Source organism: Burkholderia dolosa, assembly GCF_902499135.1.
Lineage (GTDB): Bacteria > Pseudomonadota > Gammaproteobacteria > Burkholderiales > Burkholderiaceae > Burkholderia > Burkholderia dolosa.
In genome coordinates this window covers 40350-64451 of the sequence record NZ_CABVPR010000008.1, presented here as the reverse complement: position 1 = coordinate 64451, position 24102 = coordinate 40350, and the positions used below count along the sequence as shown (strand labels likewise).

Here is a 24102-nt window from a genome sequence, read left to right as displayed (position 1 = left end):
GTCGGTATGAATAGAATCTATTGTTTGAGACAAGGCGATACTTATCAGGCGTTGGTTCAAGTCGACGAGAGTGGGGAGATTCCCTATGACAAGAGTATTGCGATTCAGGCGACGGCGCTTTGTGGTCAGGAGTTTGGGTCAAAGTACAATGTGGTCAAGTTGTCATGGGGAACGCCTCGAAAAAAGAAAGACAGTGACGTTCAAACCCTGCTGTCGCCTTTTGTGATGTTTAGTTCGAAAGCTCTCGAGGTTCTTGATCCTCTCCTTAAGAGCAATGGTGAGATTCTGCCCATCGACTCGCCGGTCCAAGGTTTTCATGGATTTCACGTGACCAACGTGCTCGATGGCGCCGTCGATTTGGAAGCATCCAAATTCAAGGTTTATCCGACTGCGACCGTATTCGCCAAGATTGTTCTTTTGGAAAGTCGTGTGCAGGGAGTCAATATATTCCGTCTCAAAGAGAAGCCGTCGACTGTATTTGTTTCCGAAGCGTTCAGGAAACTGGTGGAGGACAACAAGCTGAAGGGATTTGATTTTGACGAGACGATTTCCCTTTCCCCGGAAAAATGAACCGCCTTCGCGCGCTTTCGCGTCGCCGCGCCCGGCACGTACCGACGCGAACGTATTTTGGTGCTCCAACCGGCGCAATGTCGATTGTTCAAAGCTGCAGATCATCGTCGACATCGCCTGGGCAGGCAAGGTCGCGCCGTTCGATCCGCTCGATTTCGCTTCGCGCGACTGCGCTCCCGCACGTACGCCGAGCAATCACCTCACCGAGCAGATTCTCGCCGAATAACGTGCATGATCGAACGCCGGTCGCGCATCAGCACGACTTCAGCAGCCAGTCCCGGAACGCGACGAGCGACGGCAGCGTGTCGTTCTCCGGCGGATAGACGAGGTAGTAGCTGCGCTCGCTGGTGATCGCGTCGCCGATCGACACCAGCTCGTTGCGGCTCAGTTCGTCCTCGACCAGCACCTTCGGCACGAGCCCGATTCCCATGCCGGCCCGAACGGCCTGGATCAGATGCGACGTCAGCTCGAAGCTCGGGCCGATCCGCATCCGCCGATGATCGAGCCGATAGTGCGAAAACCATTCGGCCCACGCATGCTGATTGCTCGTCACGCCGAGCAGCGTCTGCCCGATCGCCCACGCGGGCGCGCGAGCGGCAGCGCGGCGGCCGGCAGTGTCCGGGCTCGCGATCGCGATCAGGAACTCGTTGTACAGGCGATGCGCGTGCAAGCCGGGCCAGTTGCCGGCGCCCACCGTGATCGCCGCGTCGATGTCGTCGGTGTGGAAGTCGATCGCGCCGATCCGCGAGTGCAGATGCACGGTCACGCCCGGGTGCGCGGCGTAGAAACCGTGCAAATGCGGCAGCAACCATTTCGAGCCGAACGTCGGCAACGTCGCGAGCCGCAGCGTGCCGGCGCCTGCCTGATGCGACATCGCCTGCAGCGTGGCGCCGCGGATGCGCCCGAGCGCGCCGCCGAGTTCGACGAAGTAGCGGCGCCCGACCTCGGTGAGCTTCACCGCACGGCCTTCGCGCCGGAACAGCGGCACGCCGAGCTGGCTCTCGAGCGTCTGGACCTGCCGGCTGATCGCGCTCTGGCTCAGTGACAGCTCGTCGGCCGCGCGCGTGTAGCTCTCGTGCCGTGCGGCCGCCTCGAACGCGAGCAGCAGCGACATCGACGGGGTCAGGCGACGGTAATTCATGAGTTTTATGCAAGTGTTGGCGGCCGAGAATTCGTTTGTTCGCCGCAAAAATCCCGAAGATACTTGAATCGCCGGCCGCCGGAAAGCTTGCCAATAACTCATGCTTGATCGTGCGGTTCACCGGTTACCGTTCACCTTGCCCGTCCGCACCATGTCGATCGCTCCGTTGCCCCGTCCCGTCAGCCCGCCCGCAGCGCGTTACCGCGACTTTCTGGCCGCCCTGCGCGCGGCGGGCTTTGCCGGCGACATCCATGCGGACCACGCGAACCGCACGGTGCAGGCGACGGACAACTCGATCTACCAGCGCTTGCCGCAGGCGGTGATCTGCCCGGCGCATGCGGAAGACGTCGGCATCGTGGCCGCGCTGCTCGCGAAGCCCGCATTTCGCGGCGTCGCGGTAGCGGCGCGCGGCGGCGGCACCGGCACCAACGGCCAGTCGCTGACCGACGGCGTGGTCGTCGACTTGTCGCGAAACATGAACCGCATCATCGAGATCAATGCGCGCGAGCGCTGGGTGCGGGTGCAGGCGGGCGTCGTGAAGGATCAGCTCAATGCCGCGCTGAAGCCGCACGGTCTCTTTTTCGCGCCCGAGCTGTCGACGTCGAACCGCGCGACTGTCGGCGGGATGATCAACACCGACGCGAGCGGGCAGGGCAGCTGCACGTACGGCAAGACGCGCGATCACGTGCTGGCGCTCGACTTCGTGCTGCCGGGCGGCGAGCGATTGCACAGCGCGGCGCTCGACGACGACGAGCTGGCGCGCATGTGCGCGCGGCAGGATCGTATCGGCAACGTGTATCGCGTCGCGCGCCGCATCCGCGACGAGCACGCGGCGCTGATCGACGCGAAGTTTCCGAAGCTCAACCGCTGCCTGACCGGCTACGATCTCGCGCACCTGCGCGAGCCCGACCGGCGCTTCAATCTGAACAGCGTGCTGTGCGGCGCCGAAGGCTCGCTCGGCTTCGTCGTCGAGGCGAAGCTCAACGTGCTGCCGATCCCGAAAGTATCGGTGCTCGTCAACGTGCGCTATGCGGGATTCATGGACGCGCTGCGCGACGCGCGCGCGCTGCTCGAACACAAGCCGCTGTCGATCGAGACGGTCGATTCGAAGGTGCTGATGCTCGCGATGAAGGACTTCGTATGGAGCAGCGTCGCCGAGTATTTTCCGCAGGACGACCGGCGCCCGACGCTCGGCATCAATCTGATCGAATTCAGCGGCGACGATGCGGACGAAGTCGATGCGCGCGTGCGTGCGTTCGTCGATCATCTGCGCACCGATACGACGGTCGAGCGGCTCGGCCATACGCTCGCCGTCGGCGACGACGCGGTCACGCGCGTCTACGCGATGCGCAAGCGCGCGGTCGGCCTGCTCGGCAACGTGCAGGGCGAGGCGCGTCCGCAGCCGTTCGTCGAGGACACCGCGGTGCCGCCCGAAAACCTCGCCGCGTACATCGCCGAATTCCGCGCGCTGCTCGACGCGCACGGGCTGCAGTACGGGATGTTCGGCCACGTCGATGCCGGCGTGCTGCACGTGCGCCCGGCGCTCGACATGAAGGACCCGCGGCAGGCCGCGCTGGTGCGGCCCGTATCGGACGCGGTGGCCGAGCTCACGCGCCGCCATGGCGGACTGCTGTGGGGCGAGCACGGCAAGGGCGTGCGCTCCGAATATGCGCCGGCGTTCTTCGGCGAACTGTATCCGGCGCTGCAGCGGCTGAAGGCCGCGTTCGATCCGCACAACCAGTTCAATCCGGGAAAGATCGCGACGCCGCCCGACAACGCGCTGCGGCTGCTGAAGATCGACGAAGTGCCGACGCGCGGCGACCACGACCGGCAGATCGACGAGCGTGTATGGCAGAGCTACGGCACCGCGATGCACTGCAACGGCAACGGCGCGTGCTACAACTTCGACCCGGACGACGCGATGTGTCCGTCGTGGAAGGCGACGCGCGAACGCGTGCATTCGCCGAAAGGGCGCGCGTCGCTGCTGCGCGAATGGTTGCGCCTGCAATCGCAGGCGGGCGTCGACGTGCTCGACGCGGCGCGCGCGCCGCAGCCGCTGCTGCGCGGCTTCGTCGCGCGGTGGCGCAACAGCCGCGCCGCGCGACGCGGCGAAGCCGATTTCTCGCACGACGTGTACGACGCGATGGCCGGGTGTCTCGCATGCAAGTCGTGCGCGGGTCAATGTCCGGTCAAGGTCAACGTGCCGGAGTTCCGCTCGCGCTTTCTCGAGCTGTATCACCGCCGCTATTTGCGGCCGGTGCGCGACTACCTGATCGGCTCGCTGGAATTCACGATGCCGTGGGTCGCACGAGCGCCGGGCCTGTACAACCGCGTGATGCGCAGCGAATGGGTCCGCACGTGGCTGGAGCGGCATGTCGGGATGGTCGACAGCCCGCTGCTGAGCCGCTTCGATCTCGCGACCGTGCTGCGGCAATGGCGCGTGCGGCCCGCCGATCCGCATGCGCTCGCCGCGCTGACCGACGCGCAGCGCGCGCGCAGCGTCGTCGTCGTGCAGGACACGTTCACGCGCTATTTCGATACCGTGCAGCTCGCCGCGTTGATCGAACTGGCGGCGCGGCTCGGTTTCGACGTGTGGCTTGCGCCGCTCGTGCCGAACGGCAAGGCGCTGCACGTGCACGGCTTTCTGCGTGCGTTCGAGAAGGCGGCGATCCGCCATGCGGCGCAACTCACTGCGCTCGCACGCTCGGGTGTCGCGCTCGTCGGCGTCGATCCGGCGATGACGCTCACGTATCGACAGGAATATCGGAAGGTGCCGGGGCTCGCCGACGTGCCGGAAGTCGCGCTGCCGCAGGAGTGGCTGCTGCACGTGCTGCCGCAAGCCGATGCAGGCGGCGCGGCTGCGTCGTATCGGCTGCTGCCGCACTGTACCGAGCGGACCAATGCGCCGGACAGCGGCAAGCAGTGGGCGCAGGTCTTCGCCCGCCGCGGACTGCGTCTGCACGTGCAGGCCGCCGGATGCTGCGGGATGTCGGGCACTTATGGTCACGAGGCGCGCAATGTCGATACGTCGAAGACGATTTACGCGCAATCGTGGGCGTCGCATGTCGATGCGCCGCACGCCGACGGCGAAGCACTGGCGACCGGATATTCATGCCGCAGTCAGGTGAAGCGCCTGTCGGCGCGGCAGTTGCGGCATCCGCTGCAGGTGTTGCTCGATCACGTTCGAGCGGCGGGGTGAGCGTCGAAGACGCGATGGCGCCGATGCAGGCGCATCGGCGTGAACGCGTGTATGGCTGCCGGCGAACGTCGCCGCTTACTCGTCGTTGCGGCCGGTCTTTCGCGCGCGGGCGCCGCCTGCCGCCGGAAACGCGCCGACGCCGCGCGGCCGCTTCGGCTCGATCCGCGTCTGGCCGATCACGTGACGAAAATCGATCTCGTGCGCGGCCAGTGCGCCGATCAGCGTCGCGATGACCGCAAGATGCGACGGAACCGTGCCCTTGCTCGAATAGTTGGTGATCGAGCTCTCGTTCATCCTGATCAGACGCGCGAACTCGCGCGCGGTCAGCTGCGCCTTTCTCAGCTCCTTCTGAAAGTCCGCGTACGCCATTGCACACATGCTGCTTCGTCTCCGTCATCCAGCGTTCGCGCGCGGCGCCGGCGCCGGCGGGCGGAGATACCCGTCGTGCCGGCGCGCCGCGCTTACATCTTGACCTGATCGAGGAAGGTCTTCTTGCCGCTCTTGTAGCCGTAGATCGAGATGATCCCGTGCGTCAGGTCGCCCTTCGAATCGAAGGTCGTCGTGCCGATCACGCCGTCATACTTCGTCGACGGCATCGCGGCGAGGATCTTCGCGGGATCGGTCGAATTCGCGCGCTTCATCGCGTCGACGACGATGTAGACCGCGTCGTACGCGAACGGCGCGTCGAACTTGATGCCCTGATTGAAGCGCTTCTCGTACTTCGCGACGAATGCCGCGCCGCCCGGCATCTTCTCGAGCGCCGCGCCCGCCTGCGAGCACAGCACGTTGTCGGCCGCCGGGCCGGCGAGCTGCGCGAGCTGGTCGGTACACACACCGTCGCCGGACAGGATCTTCGCGCGCAGGCCGAGCTGCTTCGCCTGCTTCGCGAGCGGCCCGCCGGTTGCGTCCATGCCGCCGTACATGATCGCGTCCGGATTCTCGCCCTTGATCTTCGTCAGAATCGCGCGGAAGTCGACCGCCTTGTCGTTCGTCGCGTCGTGCGACAAAACCTTCAGACCGAGCGCCTTCGCCTTCTTCTCGAATTCGTTCGCGAGGCCCTGGCCGTACGCGGTCGAATCGTCGACGACCGCGACGGTCTTCACGCCCTTCGACTGCGCATAGCTTGCGAGCGCCGGGCCTTGCTGCGCGTCGGTCGCGACCACCCGGTACGTGGTCTTGAAGCCTTGCTGCGTGTAGGTCGGGTTCGTCGCCGACGGCGAAATCTGCACGATGCCCGCATCGCTGTAGATCTTCGACGCGGGGATCGACGTGCCCGAATTCAGATGGCCGATCACGGCGACGACCTTGTCGTCGACGAGCTTCTGCGCAACCTGCGTGGCCTGGCGCGGGTCGGCCGCGTCGTCCTGCGCGTCCAGCTGCAGCGTGATCTTCTTGCCGCCGATCGTCAGCCCTTTCGCGTTGATTTCCTCGACCGCGAGACGTGCGCCGTTCTCGTTGTCCTTGCCGAGGTGGGCGATGCCGCCCGTCGTCGGTTCGACGCTGCCGATCTTCACGACCTGGTCGGCCATCGCGCCCGACGCGGCCGCGAACGCGGCGGCGGCCAGTGCAACGGTGATCAGGGGTTTGCAGCGCATGCCGACAATGCTTCGTTCCATCTGCCATCTCCGAATGATTGGTATTTCTGTTGGCGTCCGGCCGACCGACGGCCCTCGTGAGGCGACCGGCGCGGGTGGACGAGTCTCCATGACCCATGACGGGTTGGGCTTGCATGCCGCCCGGCTGCAGATTCCGCCGAATGGCTGCTCTGCGTGCGGCCCGAGCGAGCGGGCGAGCGCTTTCTCCAGACGATATGCAACGGGTGTGAATATATCCGAACCCGTTCGCGCCCGCTTCGGCAAATCGCGTAGTCGCGCGTGCCGACGCGCGCGATCGGGCAGGGCCGGCCACGCGGCACGCGTCGATCGATCCGATTATTCGGTCGCGCGTCGGCCGATGACCATGGACAGTGCGGTGCAATCCATCGGGAACTGTTCGGGTCGATTCGTCTGCACACTTGCGCTGTTTGCGATTGCGCAGCGACGTTCGATGGTCTGCGCGGCATCCGACGTGTTTGTCGCAACTAACGGTCGAGTCCGCCAGCGCCGCCGAATGGCACGGGATATCGAGCGCCGACAGGTTGCGCCAGGTTTGACAGCGCGTGGGGTGGCCGAGGTCGCTGGTGTCGCGCGGGTGAGCGAGCGGCGCGATGCAGGTTGCACGAACGAGGAACGTGCTGACGCAGCGTCGACGCAGCGAACGCGAAAGGCTGCGATGAACGTTCTTGCGCGCCGGCCTCGCCCATCGCGCGGCAACACGATCGAATTCGCCGAAAAAAGACCGCCAGTCGCGTTCGTGCTTAAATTTGCTACACGGCAGCGGCGCGTGCGGCACGCACGTCCGCGTTCGCCGTGTCAATCCATTTATGCAAGAGGCAAGTGATGAATAGACCGGACAAGTCGGCAAAGGCGCGTGCGGCACTCGATCAGCTGTTCTCGGGCGGCGCGCCCGCGGACGCGCAGCGCGCGTCGCGTCCGGGCAATCCGTTCGAAACGGCAGCGGACGACGCGTCCGCTGCTTCCGGCGCACACGGCCGCGTCGACGTCACGCTGTCGACGCGGATCCAGCTGCGCGGCTATCCGAACGCGCGCGCGTTCATGGACCGTATGGCTCAAGCGTGGGGGCTCGCGTGGGGAATGTACGACAACGTCCGCGCGATCGCGACGCTGCCCGCCGGATGGCGCGCGCGGCGGCTGCCGGAAGTGACGCAGATCGTCGATGCGCACGACGTGTTGCGAGCGGAGAGCAGCCTGCAGGGCGGCGAAATGTCGTATCTGAAGGTCTACCCGCGATACTACATCGATGCGCGCAAGGGGCTCGGGTGGAACAAGTCGCCGAAGGCGTCCGACGATCCGGACCTGGACGGCCCGGACTGGAACTGCTTCGTGATCGATCGGGAAAAATCCGTCGAAGTCCACGAGCTGACGACGTCGGCGTCGAAAGCCGATCTCGACAATGCGCGCGCGGCGTTGTTGAAGTGGCTCGACGAGCATTACCCGAATCATCGCGATCCGTTCGCATACTGGAGCGACTGCGAGCGTGCATCGTAGCGCCGCGCGGCGGTTGCCGCTTCTGTCGGCCGCGTTCGGCGCGGCGATCGCATCGAGCGTCGTCGAGCTGCCGCTGTGGTCGCTCGCCGGCGACGACGCGATGCAGAATCTCTATCGCGACGCGCGCCTGACGGCCGCGATCGTGATGGGGCGACGCGTGCTCGATTCGGCCGGCGGGTTCGATCCGCTGATCATGGGCGTCGCGACACTGGTGCACGCGTTGCTGTCGGTCGCCTATGCGGCGCTGCTGACGACGATGACGCGCGGCCGGTCGTTCGCGCCCGCGCTGCTCGCCGGTGCCGCGTTCGGCGTCGTTCTGTACGGCGTGAATCTGTACGCGTTTACCGCGATCTTCCCGTGGTTCGTTCCGGTCCGCGGCGCGGTGACGCTGATTGCGCATCTGGTATTCGGGATTACCGCGGCGGCAGTCCATCACATCGCAGAAAGACGCGTTCGGCGCTGACGGTATGCGCTTTGCGCGGCGCCGTTCGTGCCCGCGTCGCTGGACCGGGCCTCAGGCGACCCGACGCGAACACCGAATGCCCGCGACGCCGACCGCGCACGGATGGTTGCGGTCGCAACGGCCACGCATGCGTGCCGACCGTCGCGACGCTGCCGCGCGATCAGAACTTGTGCCGAATCCCGACGATCGCGAGCTCCTGCGTATCGGTACCCGCATTCGCGCCGTACGAGCCGACCGAAGCGGCCGCCTTCACGAGCGCGCCGCTCGCATTCAGCGTATTGCCGCTCGCCTTCTGATAGCCGAACAGCGCATACAGATCGGTGCGCTTCGACAGTGCGTAATCGGCGCCGACGTTGACCTGGTTGTAATGCGCGGACGCCGGACCCGTCAGCGACGTGTAGTTGTAGCCCACGCCCGCGCGCAGCGCCGGCGAGAACTGCCAGTTGAAGAACGCCGAGCCGTTGTTGAATTTCGCGTTCTGGCGGAACGCCGACAGCGTATCGGCACCGTACTGCGTATTCGAATACGCGAGCCCGAACGTCGCCGCGCCGAGCACGTACTGGCCGGCCGCACGCACGATCTGAATCGACTTCGCGCTCGAAAAGCCCTGATTGATCACCGTGTTGAACAGCGTGTCCGAGCTGCTCGACCACGTGCGCACGCCGTTCGCGACCGTCGAGCCGCCGTTCGCGAAGAAGTAGCCGGCGCCGAGCGACAGCGGGCCGTTCGCGTAGCTCAGGCCGAAGCTGTACGTGCGGCCGCTGCCGGTCGCGCCCGCGACGCCGCCGAAGCCGTACAGCGCGGCGAACTGGAAGCCCGAGATCAGCGGGCTCGTGTACTTCACCGAGTTGCTGACGCGCAGGCTGTTGTCGTAGTTGTCGAGGTCGCCGGGCGTCGCGAACACGCCGCCGAAGTAGTTGTCCTCGGTGAGGCCCTGCACGAGATCGACGACCGGATCGTACTGGCGGCCGAACGTCACGGTGCCGTACGTGCTGCTCGCGAGCCCGACGACGGCCTTGCGGCCGAATTCGCGCTGCCCTTGACCGAGCGCGCCGGTGCCGATGTTGAAGCCGTTCTCGAGCTGGAACAGCGCGGACAGCCCGCTGCCGAGATCCTCGATCCCGCGCAGCCCCCAGCGGCTGCCCGACAGGTTGCCGCTGCTGAACTTGACGAGGTTCGACGCGTTGCCGCCGTTCGCGTCCTGCACGTTGTGCACGTACGCGATGCCGGCATCGGCGATCCCGTACAGCGTGACGCTGCTTTGCGCGTGCGCGCCGGCCGCATGGAGCGCGACCGGCAGCGCGAGCAGCGCGAATGATCCGATTCGTTTCATGGCTGGATTCCCCGTTGGTCGATGAGTTCTGACGAGCGGGTGAACGATACGGAGCCCGCGCTGCCGAGGGAACCAATAAATTGTCGAATCGTTATGAAGCCGTTGCGCGAGCAACCGGTTCGGCCGGCTGCGCCGCGCTCTGCGCGTCGACCGTTTCGCCGAGGAAGCCGCCGCTCTGGTGCGCCCACAGCGCCGCATAGATGCCGCCTGCCTGCAGCAGTTGCTGATGCGTGCCTTCTTCGACGATGCGGCCTTCGTCGAGCACGATCAGCCGGTCCATCGCGGCGATCGTCGACAGCCGGTGCGCGATCGCGATCACGGTCTTGCCGTTCATCAGGCTGTCGAGGCTGCGCTGGATCGCGACCTCGACTTCGGAATCGAGCGCGCTCGTCGCTTCGTCGAGCACGAGAATCGGCGCATCCTTCAACATCACGCGCGCGATCGCGACGCGCTGCCGCTGGCCGCCCGACAGCTTCACGCCGCGCTCGCCGACTTCGACGTCGTAGCCGCTGCGCCCATGACGGTCGCGCAGCCGTTCGATGAACTCCGCGGCCTCGGCACGCACGGCCGCGTCGTGCATTTCGCGCTCGGTCGCGTCCGGGCGGCCGTACAGGATGTTCTCGCGCATCGTCCGGTGCAGCAGCGACGTGTCCTGCGTGACCATCCCGATCGCGGCGCGCAGGCTGTCCTGCGTGACGTGCGCGATGTCCTGCCCGTCGATCCGGATGGCGCCGCCGTCCACGTCGTAGAAGCGCAGCAGCAGATTCACGAGCGTCGACTTGCCGGCGCCCGAGCGGCCGATCAGTCCGATCCGCTCGCCGGGCCGGATCGTCAGGCTCAGCCCGTCGAACACGGGCTCGTCGTTGTCGTCGTGCACGAAGCGCACGTTGTCGAACACGATCTCGCCGCGCCGCACGACGAGCGGCTTCGCATCGGGCGCGTCGACGACGCTGCGCACCTTCGTCAGCGTGTTGATGCCGTCCTGGATCGTGCCGACGTTCTCGAACAGTTCGGTCATTTCCCACATGATCCAGTGCGAATAGCTGGACAGGCGCAGCGCCATCGCGATCACCGCCGCGACGACGCCCGAGCTGGCTTCGCCGTGCATCCACAGATACAGCGCGAGGCCGGCCGAGCCGATCAGCAGCAGCGTCGACAGCAGATGATTGACGATCTCGAACGTGCTGACCAGACGCATCTGCGCATCGCCCGTCACCTTGAACGCCTCCATCGCGCGGCGTGCGTGATCGGCTTCCCGCCGCGTGTGCGAGAAGAGCTTCACCGTCGTGATGTTCGAATACGCGTCGGTGATGCGGCCGGTCATCAGCGCGCGCGCGTCGGCCTGCTGGCTGCCGACGTGTCCGAGGCGCGGCACGAAGTACGCGCACGCCGCACCGTAGCCGAGCGCCCACAGCGCGAGCGGGATCATCAGCCGCCAGTCGAAGCTCGCGGCGAGCGCGAGGATGCCGATCAGATAGGCGCTGACGCCGATCACGACGTCGACCGACATGAACAGCGCGTCGCGCACCGCGAGCGCGGTCTGCATGATCTTCGTCGTGACGCGGCCCGCGAACTCGTTCGCATAGAACGACAGGCTCTGGTCGAGCATCAGCCGGTGGAACAGCCAGCGCAGACGCATCGGAAAGTTGATCGCGAGCACCTGGTGCTTGACCATCGTGTGCAGCGCGATCAACAGCGCACTGCCGGCGAGGATCGCCGCGAAACCGGCGAGCGTGCCGACGTGCCGGCCGCCGAAATCGGCGGGCGTCGACGACGACAGCCAGTCGACCATGCGCCCCATCATCGCGAACAGCGCGGCCTCGTACGCGGCGAGCGCGGCGGACGTCAGCGCGATCAGCAGCAGCCAGCCGCGTGCGCCTTTCGTGCACGCCCAGACGAACGAAAAGAAGCCCTTCGGCGGCGTGACGGGGTCTTCGAGCGGGAATGTCGGCAGGCGCCGTTCAAACCACGGATACATGAAACCTTCTCCTTGATGCGGTCCGGCCGTGAGGCCGGACCGGAATTGCGCGTGTCGCGAACGACGCGATCCGCGTGCGCTCGCGCGGCGCGACGATACGGATGCGTGTCGCGCGACGGGCGGGCATCCGAAGTCGGGCGTTCGCACCGCAGGACGGACGCGCGTCGTTCGCGTGCGAGTGTCGCATCGTTCGCAACAGCCTGCTTGCCGGTTGCGGCGCGCCGCCGCCGCAACGGCGCTCGACACGTTTTTCGCATCGGTCGAAAAAAGTCCTTGACTATCTACCTATGAGTAGATAAAGTTCGACCCATGGAAACGAAAACGACCGTCCGCGAACAGATTCTCGACCACGCGATCACGCTGATGATGCTGCGCGGTTACAACGGCTTCAGTTATCGCGATCTGTCGGAGCTGGTGGGCGTGAAGACGTCGAGCATCCATTACTACTTCCCGTCGAAGGACGATCTGGTGATGGAAGCGGTGGCCGCCTACAGCGACGAAGTGCTCGCGGCGGTGCGCGCGATCGATCCGGCGCTGCCGGCCGACGTGAAGCTGAGCCTGTACACGAAGCTGTTCGGTCGTACGCTCGGCGACGGCAACCAGATCTGTCTGTGCGGGATGCTCGCGGCGGACATCGAATCGTTGCCCGACAACGTGCGGCAGGCCGTGCAGGCGTTTTTCAACGCGAACGAGAAGTGGCTCGCGGGCGTGCTCGAACAGGGCGCGAACGAAGGGTCGCTGGCCTTCAGCGGCAAGCCCGACGCGGCGGCGCGCACGTTGTACGCGGCGTTCCAGGGCAGCGTGCTGGCGAGCCGGCTGTTTCATACGCGGGCGCGGCTCGAGGACGTCGAAGCGGTGTGGAAAGCCCGGTCGTAACGACCGGAGCGGCAGTAACGCAAGGCGGTTCGCCGCCTTTTGTCGGGATTGATTGTCTATCTGGTGATAGATAGATTTTTAGGGCAGACGAATAGATCGTCTGCATTTTTTAGGGATGTTTGTCTACCTATGAGTAGATAAATCTCCGCAAGTCCGCAGGCGACACCTGCGGCGTGCGGACCGGTTTTGAACGCTGTTCCACTTACCTGTTGAAAAGGAGTCTGTCATGTCGATCGAAAAAGTCCTGTACCGCGCTCATGCAAAGGCAACCGGCGGCCGCGACGGCCGTGCGACGGTCGCCGAAAGCAATCTCGACTTCAAGCTGACCACGCCGCGCGAGCTCGGCGGCGCCGGCGGCGCGGGCGCGAACCCCGAGCAGCTGTTCGCGGCCGGCTACAGCGCGTGTTTCATCGGTGCGATGAAGTTCGTCGCGGCGCGCGACAAGATCGCGATGCCGGCGGACGCGTCGATCGAAGGCAGCGTCGGGATCGGCGCGATTCAGAACGGCTTCGGGATCGAGGTCGAACTGAAGATCTCGCTGCCCGGTCTCGATCGCGACGTCGCACAGACGCTGATCGATCGCGCACACGTCGTCTGTCCGTATTCGAACGCGACGCGCGGCAACATCGACGTCACGCTCACGCTCGTCTGACCGCACGCATCGACCGAACCATTCATCGAATCATCGCCATTCATCGATTACGCGAAGGAGTTTCACCATGAAGATCGTCAAGCCGCTGCTGATCGCTGCCGTTGTCGCGGCGTTGTCGTCCACCGTCTCCGCGGCGTCCGCGGCCGAGCCTGTCCGGCCCGATGCGAAGACGAGCGCATTCCTCGCTGCGCTGAACGCGCAGAAGGGCCCGGGCCTCGAAACGCTGAGCCCCGCGAAGGCGCGCCAGGTGCTGGCCGACGCGCAGAACGGCGTGAAGGTCGACGTGTCGGGCATCGACGTGTCGAACCGGACGATCGAGCAGGACGGGCTGTCGGTGCCGATCACGATCGTGCGCCCGCAACAGGTGTCCGGCACGCCGCCGGTATTCATGTTCTTCCACGGCGGCGGCTGGATTCTCGGCGACTTCCCGACGCACGAGCGTCTGGTGCGCGATCTGGTCGTGCAGTCGGGCGCCGTCGCGGTGTTCGTCAACTACACGCCGTCGCCGGAAGCGCACTATCCGGTCGCGATCAACCAGGCGTATGCGGCGACGAAGTGGGTCGCCGCGCACGGCGCGGACATCGGCGTGGACGGCAGTCGCCTCGCGGTGGTAGGCAACAGCGTCGGTGGCAACATGGCGGCGGTCGTGTCGTTGATGGCGAAGGACAAGGGCGGCCCGGCGATCCGCTTCCAGGGCCTGCTGTGGCCGGTTACCGATCACGACTTCAACACGGGTTCGTACAGTGCATACCGGCAGGATCACTTCCTGACGCGCCCGATGATGAAGTGGTTCTGGGACGCATACACGAAGAACGAAGCGCAACGCAACGACATCTATGCGTCGCCGCTGCGTGCGAGCACCGCGCAGCTGAAGGGCCTGCCGCCGGCGCTGATCCAGGTCGCGCAGTTCGACGTGCTGCGCGACGAGGGCGAAGCGTACGGACGCAAGCTGGATGCGGCCGGCGTCGATGCGACGACCACGCGCTACGACGGCACGATTCACGACTTCGGGTTGCTCAACGCGCTGGCCGACGACGCGCCGACGAAGGCCGCGCTGAAGGCGATGGCCAACGAGATCGCGACGCGGCTGAAGTAACGCGACGGCGCGCGGGCGCGCCGGCGAATCGACGATGAAACGGCGGGCCGCGGCCCGCCGTTTCGGTTTGCGTGCGCCGTGCACGCAAGCCACACGTGCCGGCACACCGCTCGTTCACGCGCTGCACGGCTTCGCGCGGGCACTTGTCGTGCGTGTCGACCGGTTTCCGCGGAGCGAGTCCGCGGATCAAACTCGTCGTCACGGCCGGCGATCGCGCAATCGGGTTCCGTACAAGAAGACTTCGATCTTGCGCTGCGCACATATCCGGCCGCGTTCGCGTCCGCGTCGGGCACGGGACGCGGCGCGACGGCGTCGGGTCCGCGCCGAATCTGCGGACGCGCCGCGAGCGCACGAGCGGCGACATCGCGCTCACGCGCATGGATCGACGGGCGGCTACGACCGATGGATGCCGCGACGAGCAACCGTTCGCGAACGTGCGCGCGGACCGGCGTGCCGCCGCCCGTCCATCGCCGCGCAGCCGCGCGCTCCGCACGACTTCGTATTGTTGGTACGATCGCGCGTATCGTTCACGCCGGCGGCGCTTCGCTCGCCGGCTCACCGGTCGCGCGGCGGCGCGGCCACGTTCGGGGAGAAGCGGTTCATGCTGCAGGCGTTCGCGGTCTTGCTGACCTTTCAGTGTCTCGGGGAAGGCGCGTCCTATCTGTTCGGGCTGCCGGTGCCGGGCCCGGTGATCGGGATGCTGCTGCTGTTCGGCTTCGTGATGCTGCGCCCACAGGTTGCCGACGCGATCGAGCCGACCGCGCTCGAACTGCTGCGTCATCTGTCGCTGCTGTTCGTGCCGGCCGGCGTCGGGATCATGGTGTCGGCCGAGCGCGTGCGCGGCGATGCGGCCGCGGTGATCGCCGCGCTCGCCGTCAGCACCACGCTCGCGATCGCGGTGACGGCGCTCGTCACGCGCGCATTGCTGCGCCGGCAGCAGCGCGCCGGCCACGGCGGCGCGGAGGGCGCGCAATGACGGCGTTCCCGACGCTCGGCGCAATCTGGGTTTATCTCGCGGCCAGCCCGTTGCTGGGCCTGACGATCACGCTGCTCGCGTATCTCGTCGCGCAGGCCGTCTATGCGCGGTCGCGCTTCAACCCGCTCGCGAATCCGGTGCTGATCGCGGTCGCGCTGATCGTCGTGCTGCTGACGCTCACGCATACGCGTTATCCGACGTACTTCGAAGGCGCGCAGTTCGTCCACTTCCTGCTCGGCCCGGCGACCGTCGCGCTCGCGTTGCCGCTGTATCGGCAGTGGTCGAAGCTGCGGCGCAGCGCGCTGCCGCTGCTCGTCGGGCTGCTCGCCGGTTCGCTGACCGCGATCGCGTCGGCGGTCGGCGTGGCCGCGCTGTTCGGCGCGTCGCATCAGACGATCGCGTCGCTCGCGCCGAAGTCCGCGACGACGCCGATCGCGATGGCCGTCGCCGCCGAGATCGGCGGGATTCCATCGCTGACTGCCGTGCTGGTGATCTCGACCGGGATTTTCGGCGCCGTGTCGGCGCGCGCGATCCTCAACGCGCTGCGCATCGACGAGCCGGCCGTGCGGGGCTTCGCGCTCGGCGTCGCGTCGCACGGGATCGGCACCGCGCGCGCATTCCAGGTGAGCGAGGAGGCCGGCGCGTTCGCCGGGCTCGGAATGGGGCTGAACGGCGTGCTGACCGCATTCGTCGTACCGATCCTGCTGCCGCTGCTGTCGCGCTGGATCTGACGTCGCCGCACGTATGCGGGCCGTTATCGGAAGAATTCAGGAACGCACGCGGACATTCGCGCGGCGATCGGCTAACGTTGCATCGGCGCCGCGTTGCAAGCCGGCGGCCGATCCACAACCCACATCGACAAGGAGAATCCGGCCATGAAGCAGTCCCGCGTGGTTTCGGTGGCAGTTGCAGTAACGGCGTCGCTCGGTCTGCTGTCGACCGCCGCGCCGAGTGCGTTCGCGCAGGATGCGGCGTCCGCGCCGACGCAGAAGCAGCTCGACAAGGCGCAGAAGAAGGCCGCGCGCAAGGCCGCCCGCGCGAAACGCGACAAGGATCTGAACGCGATCGGCCACGACGGCTACCGGCTCACCGGCGACCAGAGCAACTATCCGCAGAACGCCGCGCAGAAGCCGGCGGCGACCAACGCCGCGCCCGCGGCGCCGGCATCCGCGCAGTAACGGCCGGCATGCACGAAACGCGCGGCGTCGGTCGGATCGGCGCCGCGCGGTTACGCCCGCTGCCGAACGCGACGCGTTCAGCGGCGGGTGACTTCCGCGGCTTCGGAAGCGGCGGTGCGGCCACGGCCGCAATCCGCAGCCTACAGCTTGCGGCCCGCCGCGCCCGCGACCCCGCGATCAAATGAACCCCGCGCGTTACGACGCGAGCTTGCTCGCGAGCTCCGCGACGTGCTTGCCCTGATAGCGCGCGATGTCGAGCTCGTTCGCGCTCGGCTGGCGGCTGCCGTCCGCACCCGCGAGCGTCGTTGCGCCGTACGGCGTGCCGCCGGTGATCTCGTTCATGTTGACGAGCCCGCTGCACGCATACGGGACGCCGACGATCACCATCCCGTGATGCAGCAGCGTCGTATGGAACGACGTGATCGTCGTTTCCTGGCCGCCGTGCTGCGTGCCGGTCGACGCGAACACGCTGCCGATCTTGCCGACGAGCGCGCCCTTCATCCACAGGCCGCCGGTCTGGTCGAGAAACGTGCGCATCTGGCCGGCCATGTTGCCGAAGCGGGTCGGCGTGCCGAAGATGATCGCGTCGTAGTTCGCGAGTTCGTCGACCGTCGCGACCGGCGCGGCCTGGTCGAGCTTGATGCCGATCGCCTTCGCCTGGTCGGCCGGGATGGTTTCCGGCACGCGCTTGAGCGTGACCTCGACGCCGGGCACCGATTTCGCGCCGTCCGCGACGTGCTGCGCCATCGTTTCGACGTGCCCGTAGGACGAGTAGTAAAGAACGAGTACCTTGGCCATGTTGCGAATCTCCGATTAAAAAGGCCCCGCGTTCAGCGGGGCCCGGTTTCCCGAGCAGGCGTCATGCCCACTCGGCGGTCACTTCGACCGGACGCAGGTCGAATACGAGCACTTCGGCATCGTTGCCGTCGGCGAACGTCAGCGCCTGCTCGCCGCGGATCCGCGCGCCGTCGCCTTCGCCGAGCGTCACGCCGTTCACGCTCACGCTGCCGCGTGCGACGTGCACGTAGGCGTAGCGGTTCGGTGCGAGTTCGAGCGTCGCGCGTTCGTCGCCGTCGAACAGCCCCGCATAGATCCGCGTGTCCTGCCGGATCTTCAGCGAACCGGCGGCGCCGTCGGGCGACACGACGAGCGCGAGCTTGCCGCGCTTGTCGTCGGTTGCGACGTTCGTCTGCTGATAGCGCGGCTCGGCACCCTTGTCGGCCGGCCCGACCCAGATCTGCAGGAAGTGGACCGGCGTGTCGTGCGAGTGGTTGAACTCGCTGTGGCGCACGCCGGTGCCCGCGCTCATCAACTGCACGTCGCCCGGCACGATCACCGAGCCGGTACCCATCGAATCCTTGTGCTCCAGCGCGCCGTCGAGCACGTAAGACAGGATTTCCATGTCGCGGTGCGGATGCGTGCCGAAGCCGCGGCCCGGCGCGACGCGGTCGTCGTTGATCACGAGCAGGTCGGAGAAGCCGACTTGCTTCGGGTCGTAGTAATTCGCGAACGAAAACGTGTGACGGGAGCTCAGCCAGCCATGCTCGGCACGGCCACGTTGGTTTGCTGCGCGGATCTCGATCATGATTTTTTCCTCGATGTCGGCGAGCCTCGGAAGTGGGCCCGGCCGTTCGTTGAGATGAATCTTAGGTCAATCGATTTGACAAATAAATCGCGCTGGAGATAATGACTGTCCCCGTGGAGTGGACAATATGGAACTCAACGATCTCAGGATCTTCGTCGCGACCGTCGATGCGGGAAGCTTCACCGCGGCCGCGGATCAACTGATGCTGTCCAAGCAGTTCGTGAGCCGGCGCACGATGGCGCTCGAGGCGTCGCTCGGCGTGCGGCTGCTGCACCGGAACACGCGCAATCTCGCGGTGACGGAATCCGGACACGAGTTCTATGCGCGCGCGCAGCGGATCCTGGCCGAAGTCGCGGACGCCGAGCAGGCGATGTCGGTGCGCAGCACCGAGCTGCACGGTTCGCTGAAGATCAGCGCGCCGCTGTCGTTCGGCATCACGCACGTATCGCCGCTGATCGCCGAATTCCTGTCCGCGCATCCGGCGGTGCGGCTCAATCTCGATCTGACCGACCGGCGCGTCGACGTAATCGGCGAGGGCTTCGACCTCGTGCTGCGGATCGGCGCGCTCGAGGATTCGACGCTGATCGCGCGGCCGCTCGGCGCGTGGAAGATGATCGCGTGCGCGAGCCCCGCGTATCTGAAGCGTCGCGGCACGCCGGCGACGCCGGCCGATCTCGCCGGCCACACGTGCCTGCTGTACGGGCGCGAGCGGCGCGTCGGGTGGGAGTTCCGCGTCGACGGCGCGGCGCGCACGTTCGGCGTGCAGGGGCCGCTCGTCGCGAACAACGGCGAAGTGGTGCGCGACGCGGCGATCGCGGGGCTCGGCATCGCGCTGCTGCCGCATTTCATCGTCGGCGCGGCGATCGAGCGCGGTGCGCTCGTGCCCGTGCTCGACGCGTACGCGCCTTCGCCGATCACGCTGAACGCCGTGTATCCGCAGCATCGCGAAGGATTCGTCACGCTGCGCACGTTCATCGGGTTTTTGGCGGAGCGGCTGGCGCAGGCCGACGCAGCGTGAGCGCGCGGCGCGATCGCGCGCTGGGGCGACGACGCGAGCGGATCGCAATCGCGTAAACTGGGCGGCACCCGAACGCTGCTGCGTTCGCTCCTCGACCCGACCTGCCCGCCATGCCAAGCCCGACTCCATCGACCGAACAATCGACCGTCCTGCTGATCGGCGCCTCCGGCCTGCTCGGCCGCGCGATCGCCGCAGCGCTCGCCCGCGAAGCGTCGCTGACGCTGCTCGCCACCGTCAGGGATCCGGCGAGCGCCCGCGCGCGCCTTCTCGCGTTGCCGCCGGAAAACGTCGCGACGCTCGACGTGCTCGACGAGCCGGCGCTCGAACGTCTGTTCGACGCGCGCAAACCGGCCGCGGTCATCATCTGTGCGGCCGAACGGCGCCCGGACGTGTGCGAACGCGATCCGGCCGCGGCCCGCGCGATCAACGTCGACGCACCGGCCCGCATCGCCGCGCTGGCCGCGCGCTACGACGCGTGGACGCTCGGCATCTCGACCGACTACGTGTTCGACGGCAGCGCGGCGCCGTATCGCGAAGATGCCGCACCGAACCCGCTGAACGTGTACGGCCGCACGAAGCTCGAAGGCGAGGCTGCGCTGCTCGCGGCGTCGCCGCGCTCGTGCGTGCTGCGCGTGCCGCTGCTGTACGGCCCGATCGCGAACTGGAGCGAGTCGTCCGTCACGAGCCTCGTGCCGGCGATCGTCGCGTCGGCCCGCCCCGGTGCGCGCGCGGTCGGCATGGACGCATGGGCGATCCGCTATCCGACCTTTACGCCCGACGTCGCAGCGGTGATCCGCGACCTGACGCTCCGCCATCTGGCCGGCTCGCCGGTCACGGGCCTCTGTCACTGGTCGGCCGACGAGCCGATGACGAAGTACGACATCGCGCGACGGATCGCCGCGGCGCTCGGCATCGAAGCGGCGCTCGAGCCGATCGACAAGCCGACCGATGCGACGCCTCGTCCGTACGATTGCCACCTCGACGCGTCGCGCGTGCGCGCACTCGGCATCGCTTACGCGACGCCGTTCGACACCGCATTGCGCGCGGTGCTGCGCGATGCGCCGGGCGGGCTGTAGGATCGCGCGCGTCACGCTCGACACATCCGACGCGTTTGACACCGCGCGTCGACGGCCTTTAAAGTCGCGTCGCGGGGCGGTGGGTCAAGCACACGCCCGGAACAGGCAGTCGATGTTCCAGGACTACGGGGCTACCCCGTGGATGAGACCGACACCCCGATGCGTCGCAAGAGCGCAGGTTGCGCGTTGCGCAACGACTGCTCTCGCAGCACCCGTCACGTTGACTCATCGTCCCGCCCATTCATCGACATGCGCGCGTCCCTGTCCGACACCGTCCGCACGATCGCCGAAGCGATGCTGGCCGGCTTGCCCGAACGCGGCGGCGTCGCGTCCCGCATCGCAGCCGTGCTCGGCGATGCGCCGCCGTGGGCGCACGAGCTCGCGGATGCCGCGATCGCGCGCTTCGGCCCGAACTGGGCCGACGCCGACATCGATGCGCTCGCACGGTTCGTCGCCGATGCGCCGGGCTTCGTTCGCGCGTGGCACGGCGATCGCCGCCCGGGCGTGATGCGCGTCGTGCGGCGCGCGCCGGTCCAGCGGCCGTTGCCCGCACCGCTTGCCGCCTCTGACGTGCCGCAATGGCCGACCTGCGGCGATCTTGCCGCGTGGCTCGGCGTGAGCGCGTCCGAGCTCGAATGGCTGTCCGACCGCTGGCGCGTCGATGCGCGCAGCAGCGGCTCGCCGCTGCATCACTACACGTACGTCGCATACGACAAGCGCCGTGGCGGATGCCGGCTGATCGAGATTCCGAAGGGCCGATTGCGCGAAGCGCAGCGCCGCGTGCTGCACGGGCTGCTCGATCGCGTGCCGCCGCACGATGCGGTGCACGGCTTTCGCAAGGGCCGCGGGATCGTATCGTTCGCTGCGCCGCATGCGGATCGCGACGTCGTCGTGCGCTTCGATCTCGCGGACTTCTTCGTGTCCGTGCACGCGGCGCGCGTTCATGCGTTGTTCGACACGCTCGGCTATCCGGCCGAAGTCGCGCGCACGCTGACCGCGCTCTGCACCAACCGCGTACCGTCGGCGCGACTGCTCGCGCCGGACCTGCGCGAGCGGCTCGACTGGGCCACGCGCCAGCGCTATCGCAACCGGCATCTGCCGCAGGGCGCGCCGACGTCGCCCGCGCTCGCGAACCTGTGCGCGTTCCGGTTCGACATGCGGCTCGCCGCACTCGCACGCACGCTCGACGCAACCTATACGCGCTATGCGGACGATCTCGCGTTCTCCGGCGGCGCCGCACTCGCGCGCAACGCCGAGCGGCTCGAAGTGAAGGTCGCCGCGATCGCGCTCGACGAAGGCTTCGCGCTGCAACTGCGCAAGACGCGCGTGATGCGGCGCGGCGTGCGGCAGCAACTGGCCGGCGTGGTCGTCAATCGGCATCCGAACGTTGCGCGCGACGAGTTCGATCGGCTGAAGGCGATCCTGACCAACTGTATCCGTCACGGACCCGCGTCGCAGAACCGCGACGCGCATCCGGATTTCCGCGCGCATCTGGCCGGACGCGTTGCGCACGCAACGGCGCTGAACGCCGCACGCGGTGCGAAGCTGCACGCGCTGTTCGGCCGGATCGCGTGGGATGCCGGCGGGTTCGACACATAGTCGCCGCGCGCCGCATGCGTGGCGTCGGCCGATCGTGCGCGTTCGGAACCGGATTCGGCGACGCGCGGCAAGCATGCCCGCGCGCACTGCTATCATTCGCGCCATGCCGCGCCGGTGCCGGACGCGGCGTCCGCCGGCGCGGACATCGCCGCATGCGCCCGGCAACACGGTCCAGCGCGGCACGGAAACGCGCGGCCGTTCCGGCCGCCTTCCGCGAATCGCCAGACGGCGGCGCGTGTCCCGTGCCCGGACTCGCGCAAGCCGCTCGCGGATCGATGGAACTTCGTGATAGCTTCGGCCATCGGAGTTCTTTGCAAAAACATGCCCAAAGAGGATGAATACATGACCCAGGCCCTGCAGGAACTCGAAGCACAACTTCGGGACCTGAACATCAAGCTGGCGGAAGCGAAGCAGAAGGAAAAACAGGCCGCGCTCGCGGCGTTCAAGGAGCAAGTCGAGCTGTTGGGGATTTCGCAGCAGGAAGTGCTGAGCGCGCTCGGCTACATCGTCCAGCGAAAACGCAAGGCGCCGGCGAAGTACTACGATCCGACGACCGGGCGCTCGTGGTCCGGCCGCGGCCCGAAGCCGAAGTGGCTCGAAGGCAAGGATCTCGACGCGCTGCTCGTCGACCGCGCGGCCAAGACGTGGTGGCCGGGCGAAGACCAGGATTGACGCGGCGCGGCTACGAACGTCTGCGGCACTGGCGCAGTCCGCCCGCACGGATGCTGCGACAACACGCGTCCCGCACGCTGCGGTTCTTTCGGTAGCCGGCGCGATGCAATCGCGCCGGTACGCGATCCCGCGGTTCATTGCATCGGATCCCTCCGCACACGCGCGGCGACCGCGTGCCGCGTATCCGCCGACGCACGCCACGCACCGCGCGCCGGCCGTACCCGCGACAACACGCCGTAGAATGTCGCCCGGACATTTCGGCGGAACACGATGGCAGCACACCTCAAATCTTCGGCGCTCGACGAGCCGGCGGCGCGCGTCGGCCAGGTCGGGCCTTATGCGTGGAAGGCGCTCGCCGGGTCGGCGCTCGGCTATGCGATGGACGGCTTCGATCTGCTGATCCTCGGCTTCATGCTGCCCGCGATTGCCGCGGCGCTGCGACTGACGCCCGCGCAGAGCGGCGCGCTGGTGACGTGGACGCTGATCGGCGCGGTGGCCGGCGGCATCCTGTTCGGCGCATTGAGCGATCGCTACGGACGCGTGCGCGTGCTGACGTGGACGATTCTGCTGTTCGCGATCTTCACCGGGCTGTGCGCATTCGCACGCGGCTTCTCGGATCTGCTCGTCTATCGCACCATCGCCGGCATCGGGCTCGGCGGCGAGTTCGGGATCGGCATGGCGCTCGCCGCCGAAGCGTGGCCGGCGAGCAAGCGCGCACGCGTGTCGTGCTACGTCGCGCTCGGCTGGCAGGCGGGGGTGCTGCTCGCCGCGCTGCTGACGCCGTTGCTGCTGCTTCATATCGGCTGGCGCGGGATGTTCGTCGTCGGTGTGCTGCCTGCGCTGCTCGCATGGGTACTGCGCAACCGGCTGCATGAGCCGGACGTGTTCGTGCAGCGTGCGACGCATCCGCGGTCCAGCGCGTTCCGCATGCTCGTCGCGGACGCACGCACGGCCCGCACGAGCGTCGGCATCGCGATCCTGTGCTCGGTCCAGAATTTCGGCTACTACGGGATCATGATCTGGCTGCCGACGTTCCTGTCGAAGCAGCTCGGCTTCTCGCTGACGAAATCGGGGCTGTGGACGGCCGCGACCGTCGTCGGCATGATGATCGGCGTGTGGGTATTCGGGCAGCTCGCCGATCGTATCGGGCGCAAGCCGACGTTCCTGCTGTACCAGTTCGGCTGCGTCGCGACGGTCGTCGCGTATGCGCAGTTGTCCGATCCGACCGCGATGCTGTGGGCCGGCGCGTTGATGGGCATGTTCGTCAACGGCATGGTCGGCGGTTACGGGACGCTGATGTCCGAAGGCTATCCGACCGCCGCACGCGCGACCGCGCAGAACGTGCTGTGGAATATCGGCCGTGCGGTGGGCGGCTTCGGCCCCGTGGCGGTCGGCGCGCTGGCCGCGCGCTATTCGTTTCAGGTCGCGATCGCGCTACTCGCCGCGCTGTATGTACTCGACATGGTCGCGACGCTGTTTCTGATTCCGGAGCTCAAGGGCGTCGAACTCGAATAGCCGAAGCAGCGGCTTCGCCGGTGTGCGGCGTGTGAAACCTTCGCATGCCCGCGGCGGCCGCGCCGCTC

Annotated in this window: 23 protein-coding genes; 16 read left to right on the top strand and 7 right to left on the bottom strand. The window is 67.2% G+C overall.

Annotation, left to right across the window (positions count from 1 at the left end):
* The first annotated feature begins 6 nt into the window (after nucleotides 1-6).
* Nucleotides 7-570, top strand: a complete 564-nt coding sequence (locus tag BUB20358_RS06005; protein ID WP_035975476.1) for an imm11 family protein — start codon at nucleotides 7-9, stop codon at nucleotides 568-570.
* On the top strand, nucleotides 536-796 hold the full coding sequence (locus BUB20358_RS06000) for a hypothetical protein (RefSeq protein ID WP_046377156.1): 261 nt from the start codon (nucleotides 536-538) through the stop codon (nucleotides 794-796). Before BUB20358_RS06005 ends, BUB20358_RS06000 begins: the two co-directional genes overlap by 35 nt.
* A 27-nt stretch (nucleotides 797-823) precedes the next feature.
* Here the strand turns inward: BUB20358_RS06000 and BUB20358_RS05995 are convergent, their stop codons facing one another.
* Nucleotides 824-1711: a LysR substrate-binding domain-containing protein gene (locus BUB20358_RS05995; RefSeq protein WP_035975477.1), complete on the bottom strand. Its 888-nt coding sequence runs from the start codon at nucleotides 1709-1711 to the stop codon at nucleotides 824-826.
* Nucleotides 1712-1862: 151 nt separating this feature from the next.
* On the opposite strand from BUB20358_RS05995, the gene ydiJ reads away from it, so the two are divergent.
* Nucleotides 1863-4910: a D-2-hydroxyglutarate dehydrogenase YdiJ gene (gene ydiJ / locus BUB20358_RS05990; protein WP_035975478.1), complete on the top strand. Its 3048-nt coding sequence runs from the start codon at nucleotides 1863-1865 to the stop codon at nucleotides 4908-4910.
* Between the two features lie 75 nt (nucleotides 4911-4985).
* On the opposite strand, the gene BUB20358_RS05985 is transcribed toward ydiJ, so the two are convergent.
* Together BUB20358_RS05985 and BUB20358_RS05980 are read right to left on the bottom strand one after the other, a co-directional pair.
* Nucleotides 4986-5288 carry a hypothetical protein gene (locus BUB20358_RS05985; protein WP_006767057.1) on the bottom strand — a complete coding sequence of 101 codons (303 nt, stop codon included), beginning with the start codon at nucleotides 5286-5288 and terminating at the stop codon, nucleotides 4986-4988.
* 83 nt (nucleotides 5289-5371) lie between these two features.
* Nucleotides 5372-6526, bottom strand: coding sequence for a branched-chain amino acid ABC transporter substrate-binding protein (locus tag BUB20358_RS05980; RefSeq protein WP_006767058.1), 1155 nt, complete (start codon nucleotides 6524-6526; stop codon nucleotides 5372-5374).
* Between the two features lie 822 nt (nucleotides 6527-7348).
* Here BUB20358_RS05980 and BUB20358_RS05975 point away from each other — a divergent pair.
* Nucleotides 7349-8017, top strand: coding sequence for a hypothetical protein (locus tag BUB20358_RS05975; RefSeq protein WP_006767059.1), 669 nt, complete (start codon nucleotides 7349-7351; stop codon nucleotides 8015-8017).
* On the top strand, nucleotides 8007-8480 hold the full coding sequence (locus tag BUB20358_RS05970; RefSeq protein ID WP_006767060.1) for a hypothetical protein: 474 nt from the start codon (nucleotides 8007-8009) through the stop codon (nucleotides 8478-8480). The genes BUB20358_RS05975 and BUB20358_RS05970 overlap by 11 nt, the downstream gene beginning before the upstream one ends.
* Before the next feature lie 160 nt (nucleotides 8481-8640).
* Here BUB20358_RS05970 and BUB20358_RS05965 read toward each other — a convergent pair whose 3' ends face one another.
* The gene (locus BUB20358_RS05965; protein WP_035975480.1) at nucleotides 8641-9813 is read right to left on the bottom strand and encodes a porin; all 1173 of its coding nucleotides are present in this window, start codon (nucleotides 9811-9813) and stop codon (nucleotides 8641-8643) included.
* Between the two features lie 91 nt (nucleotides 9814-9904).
* Nucleotides 9905-11791 carry an ABC transporter ATP-binding protein gene (locus BUB20358_RS05960; RefSeq protein WP_045552345.1) on the bottom strand — a complete coding sequence of 629 codons (1887 nt, stop codon included), beginning with the start codon at nucleotides 11789-11791 and terminating at the stop codon, nucleotides 9905-9907.
* A 309-nt stretch (nucleotides 11792-12100) separates the two neighbouring features.
* Here BUB20358_RS05960 and BUB20358_RS05955 point away from each other — a divergent pair, with 309 nt between their 5' ends.
* From BUB20358_RS05955 to BUB20358_RS05930, 6 genes are all read left to right on the top strand, one after another.
* On the top strand, nucleotides 12101-12667 hold the full coding sequence (locus tag BUB20358_RS05955; protein WP_006767063.1) for a TetR/AcrR family transcriptional regulator: 567 nt from the start codon (nucleotides 12101-12103) through the stop codon (nucleotides 12665-12667).
* A gap of 226 nt (nucleotides 12668-12893) precedes the next feature.
* Nucleotides 12894-13319: an organic hydroperoxide resistance protein gene (locus tag BUB20358_RS05950; RefSeq protein ID WP_006767064.1), complete on the top strand. Its 426-nt coding sequence runs from the start codon at nucleotides 12894-12896 to the stop codon at nucleotides 13317-13319.
* Nucleotides 13320-13386: 67 nt separating this feature from the next.
* Entirely contained in the window at nucleotides 13387-14415 is a 1029-nt protein-coding gene (locus BUB20358_RS05945; protein ID WP_006767065.1) for an alpha/beta hydrolase, read from the top strand.
* 601 nt (nucleotides 14416-15016) lie between these two features.
* Nucleotides 15017-15391 carry a CidA/LrgA family protein gene (locus tag BUB20358_RS05940; RefSeq protein ID WP_006767066.1) on the top strand — a complete coding sequence of 125 codons (375 nt, stop codon included), beginning with the start codon at nucleotides 15017-15019 and terminating at the stop codon, nucleotides 15389-15391.
* Complete coding sequence (locus BUB20358_RS05935) at nucleotides 15388-16122, top strand: LrgB family protein (RefSeq protein ID WP_006767067.1); 735 nt, start codon at nucleotides 15388-15390, stop codon at nucleotides 16120-16122. The genes BUB20358_RS05940 and BUB20358_RS05935 overlap by 4 nt, the downstream gene beginning before the upstream one ends.
* Before the next feature lie 144 nt (nucleotides 16123-16266).
* Complete coding sequence (locus tag BUB20358_RS05930) at nucleotides 16267-16569, top strand: hypothetical protein (RefSeq protein WP_035975481.1); 303 nt, start codon at nucleotides 16267-16269, stop codon at nucleotides 16567-16569.
* A 195-nt stretch (nucleotides 16570-16764) separates the two neighbouring features.
* Here BUB20358_RS05930 and wrbA read toward each other — a convergent pair whose 3' ends face one another.
* Together wrbA and BUB20358_RS05920 are read right to left on the bottom strand one after the other, a co-directional pair.
* A complete protein-coding gene (gene wrbA, locus BUB20358_RS05925; RefSeq protein ID WP_006767068.1) occupies nucleotides 16765-17367 on the bottom strand; it encodes an NAD(P)H:quinone oxidoreductase in 603 nt (200 codons plus the stop codon).
* Nucleotides 17368-17428: 61 nt separating this feature from the next.
* The gene (locus BUB20358_RS05920; RefSeq protein WP_006767069.1) at nucleotides 17429-18154 is read right to left on the bottom strand and encodes a pirin family protein; all 726 of its coding nucleotides are present in this window, start codon (nucleotides 18152-18154) and stop codon (nucleotides 17429-17431) included.
* 127 nt (nucleotides 18155-18281) lie between these two features.
* On the opposite strand from BUB20358_RS05920, the gene BUB20358_RS05915 reads away from it, so the two are divergent.
* From BUB20358_RS05915 to BUB20358_RS05895, 5 genes are all read left to right on the top strand, one after another.
* The gene (locus tag BUB20358_RS05915) at nucleotides 18282-19172 is read left to right on the top strand and encodes a LysR family transcriptional regulator (protein WP_035976045.1); all 891 of its coding nucleotides are present in this window, start codon (nucleotides 18282-18284) and stop codon (nucleotides 19170-19172) included.
* A 110-nt stretch (nucleotides 19173-19282) separates the two neighbouring features.
* The gene (locus BUB20358_RS05910) at nucleotides 19283-20248 is read left to right on the top strand and encodes a dTDP-4-dehydrorhamnose reductase family protein (protein ID WP_006767071.1); all 966 of its coding nucleotides are present in this window, start codon (nucleotides 19283-19285) and stop codon (nucleotides 20246-20248) included.
* Nucleotides 20249-20497: 249 nt separating this feature from the next.
* Nucleotides 20498-21847 carry a reverse transcriptase family protein gene (locus tag BUB20358_RS05905; RefSeq protein ID WP_035975482.1) on the top strand — a complete coding sequence of 450 codons (1350 nt, stop codon included), beginning with the start codon at nucleotides 20498-20500 and terminating at the stop codon, nucleotides 21845-21847.
* A 342-nt stretch (nucleotides 21848-22189) separates the two neighbouring features.
* A complete protein-coding gene (locus tag BUB20358_RS05900; protein ID WP_035976047.1) occupies nucleotides 22190-22519 on the top strand; it encodes an H-NS histone family protein in 330 nt (109 codons plus the stop codon).
* A 270-nt stretch (nucleotides 22520-22789) separates the two neighbouring features.
* Nucleotides 22790-24034 carry an MFS transporter gene (locus tag BUB20358_RS05895; RefSeq protein WP_006767074.1) on the top strand — a complete coding sequence of 415 codons (1245 nt, stop codon included), beginning with the start codon at nucleotides 22790-22792 and terminating at the stop codon, nucleotides 24032-24034.
* The last annotated feature ends 68 nt before the right edge of the window (nucleotides 24035-24102 follow it).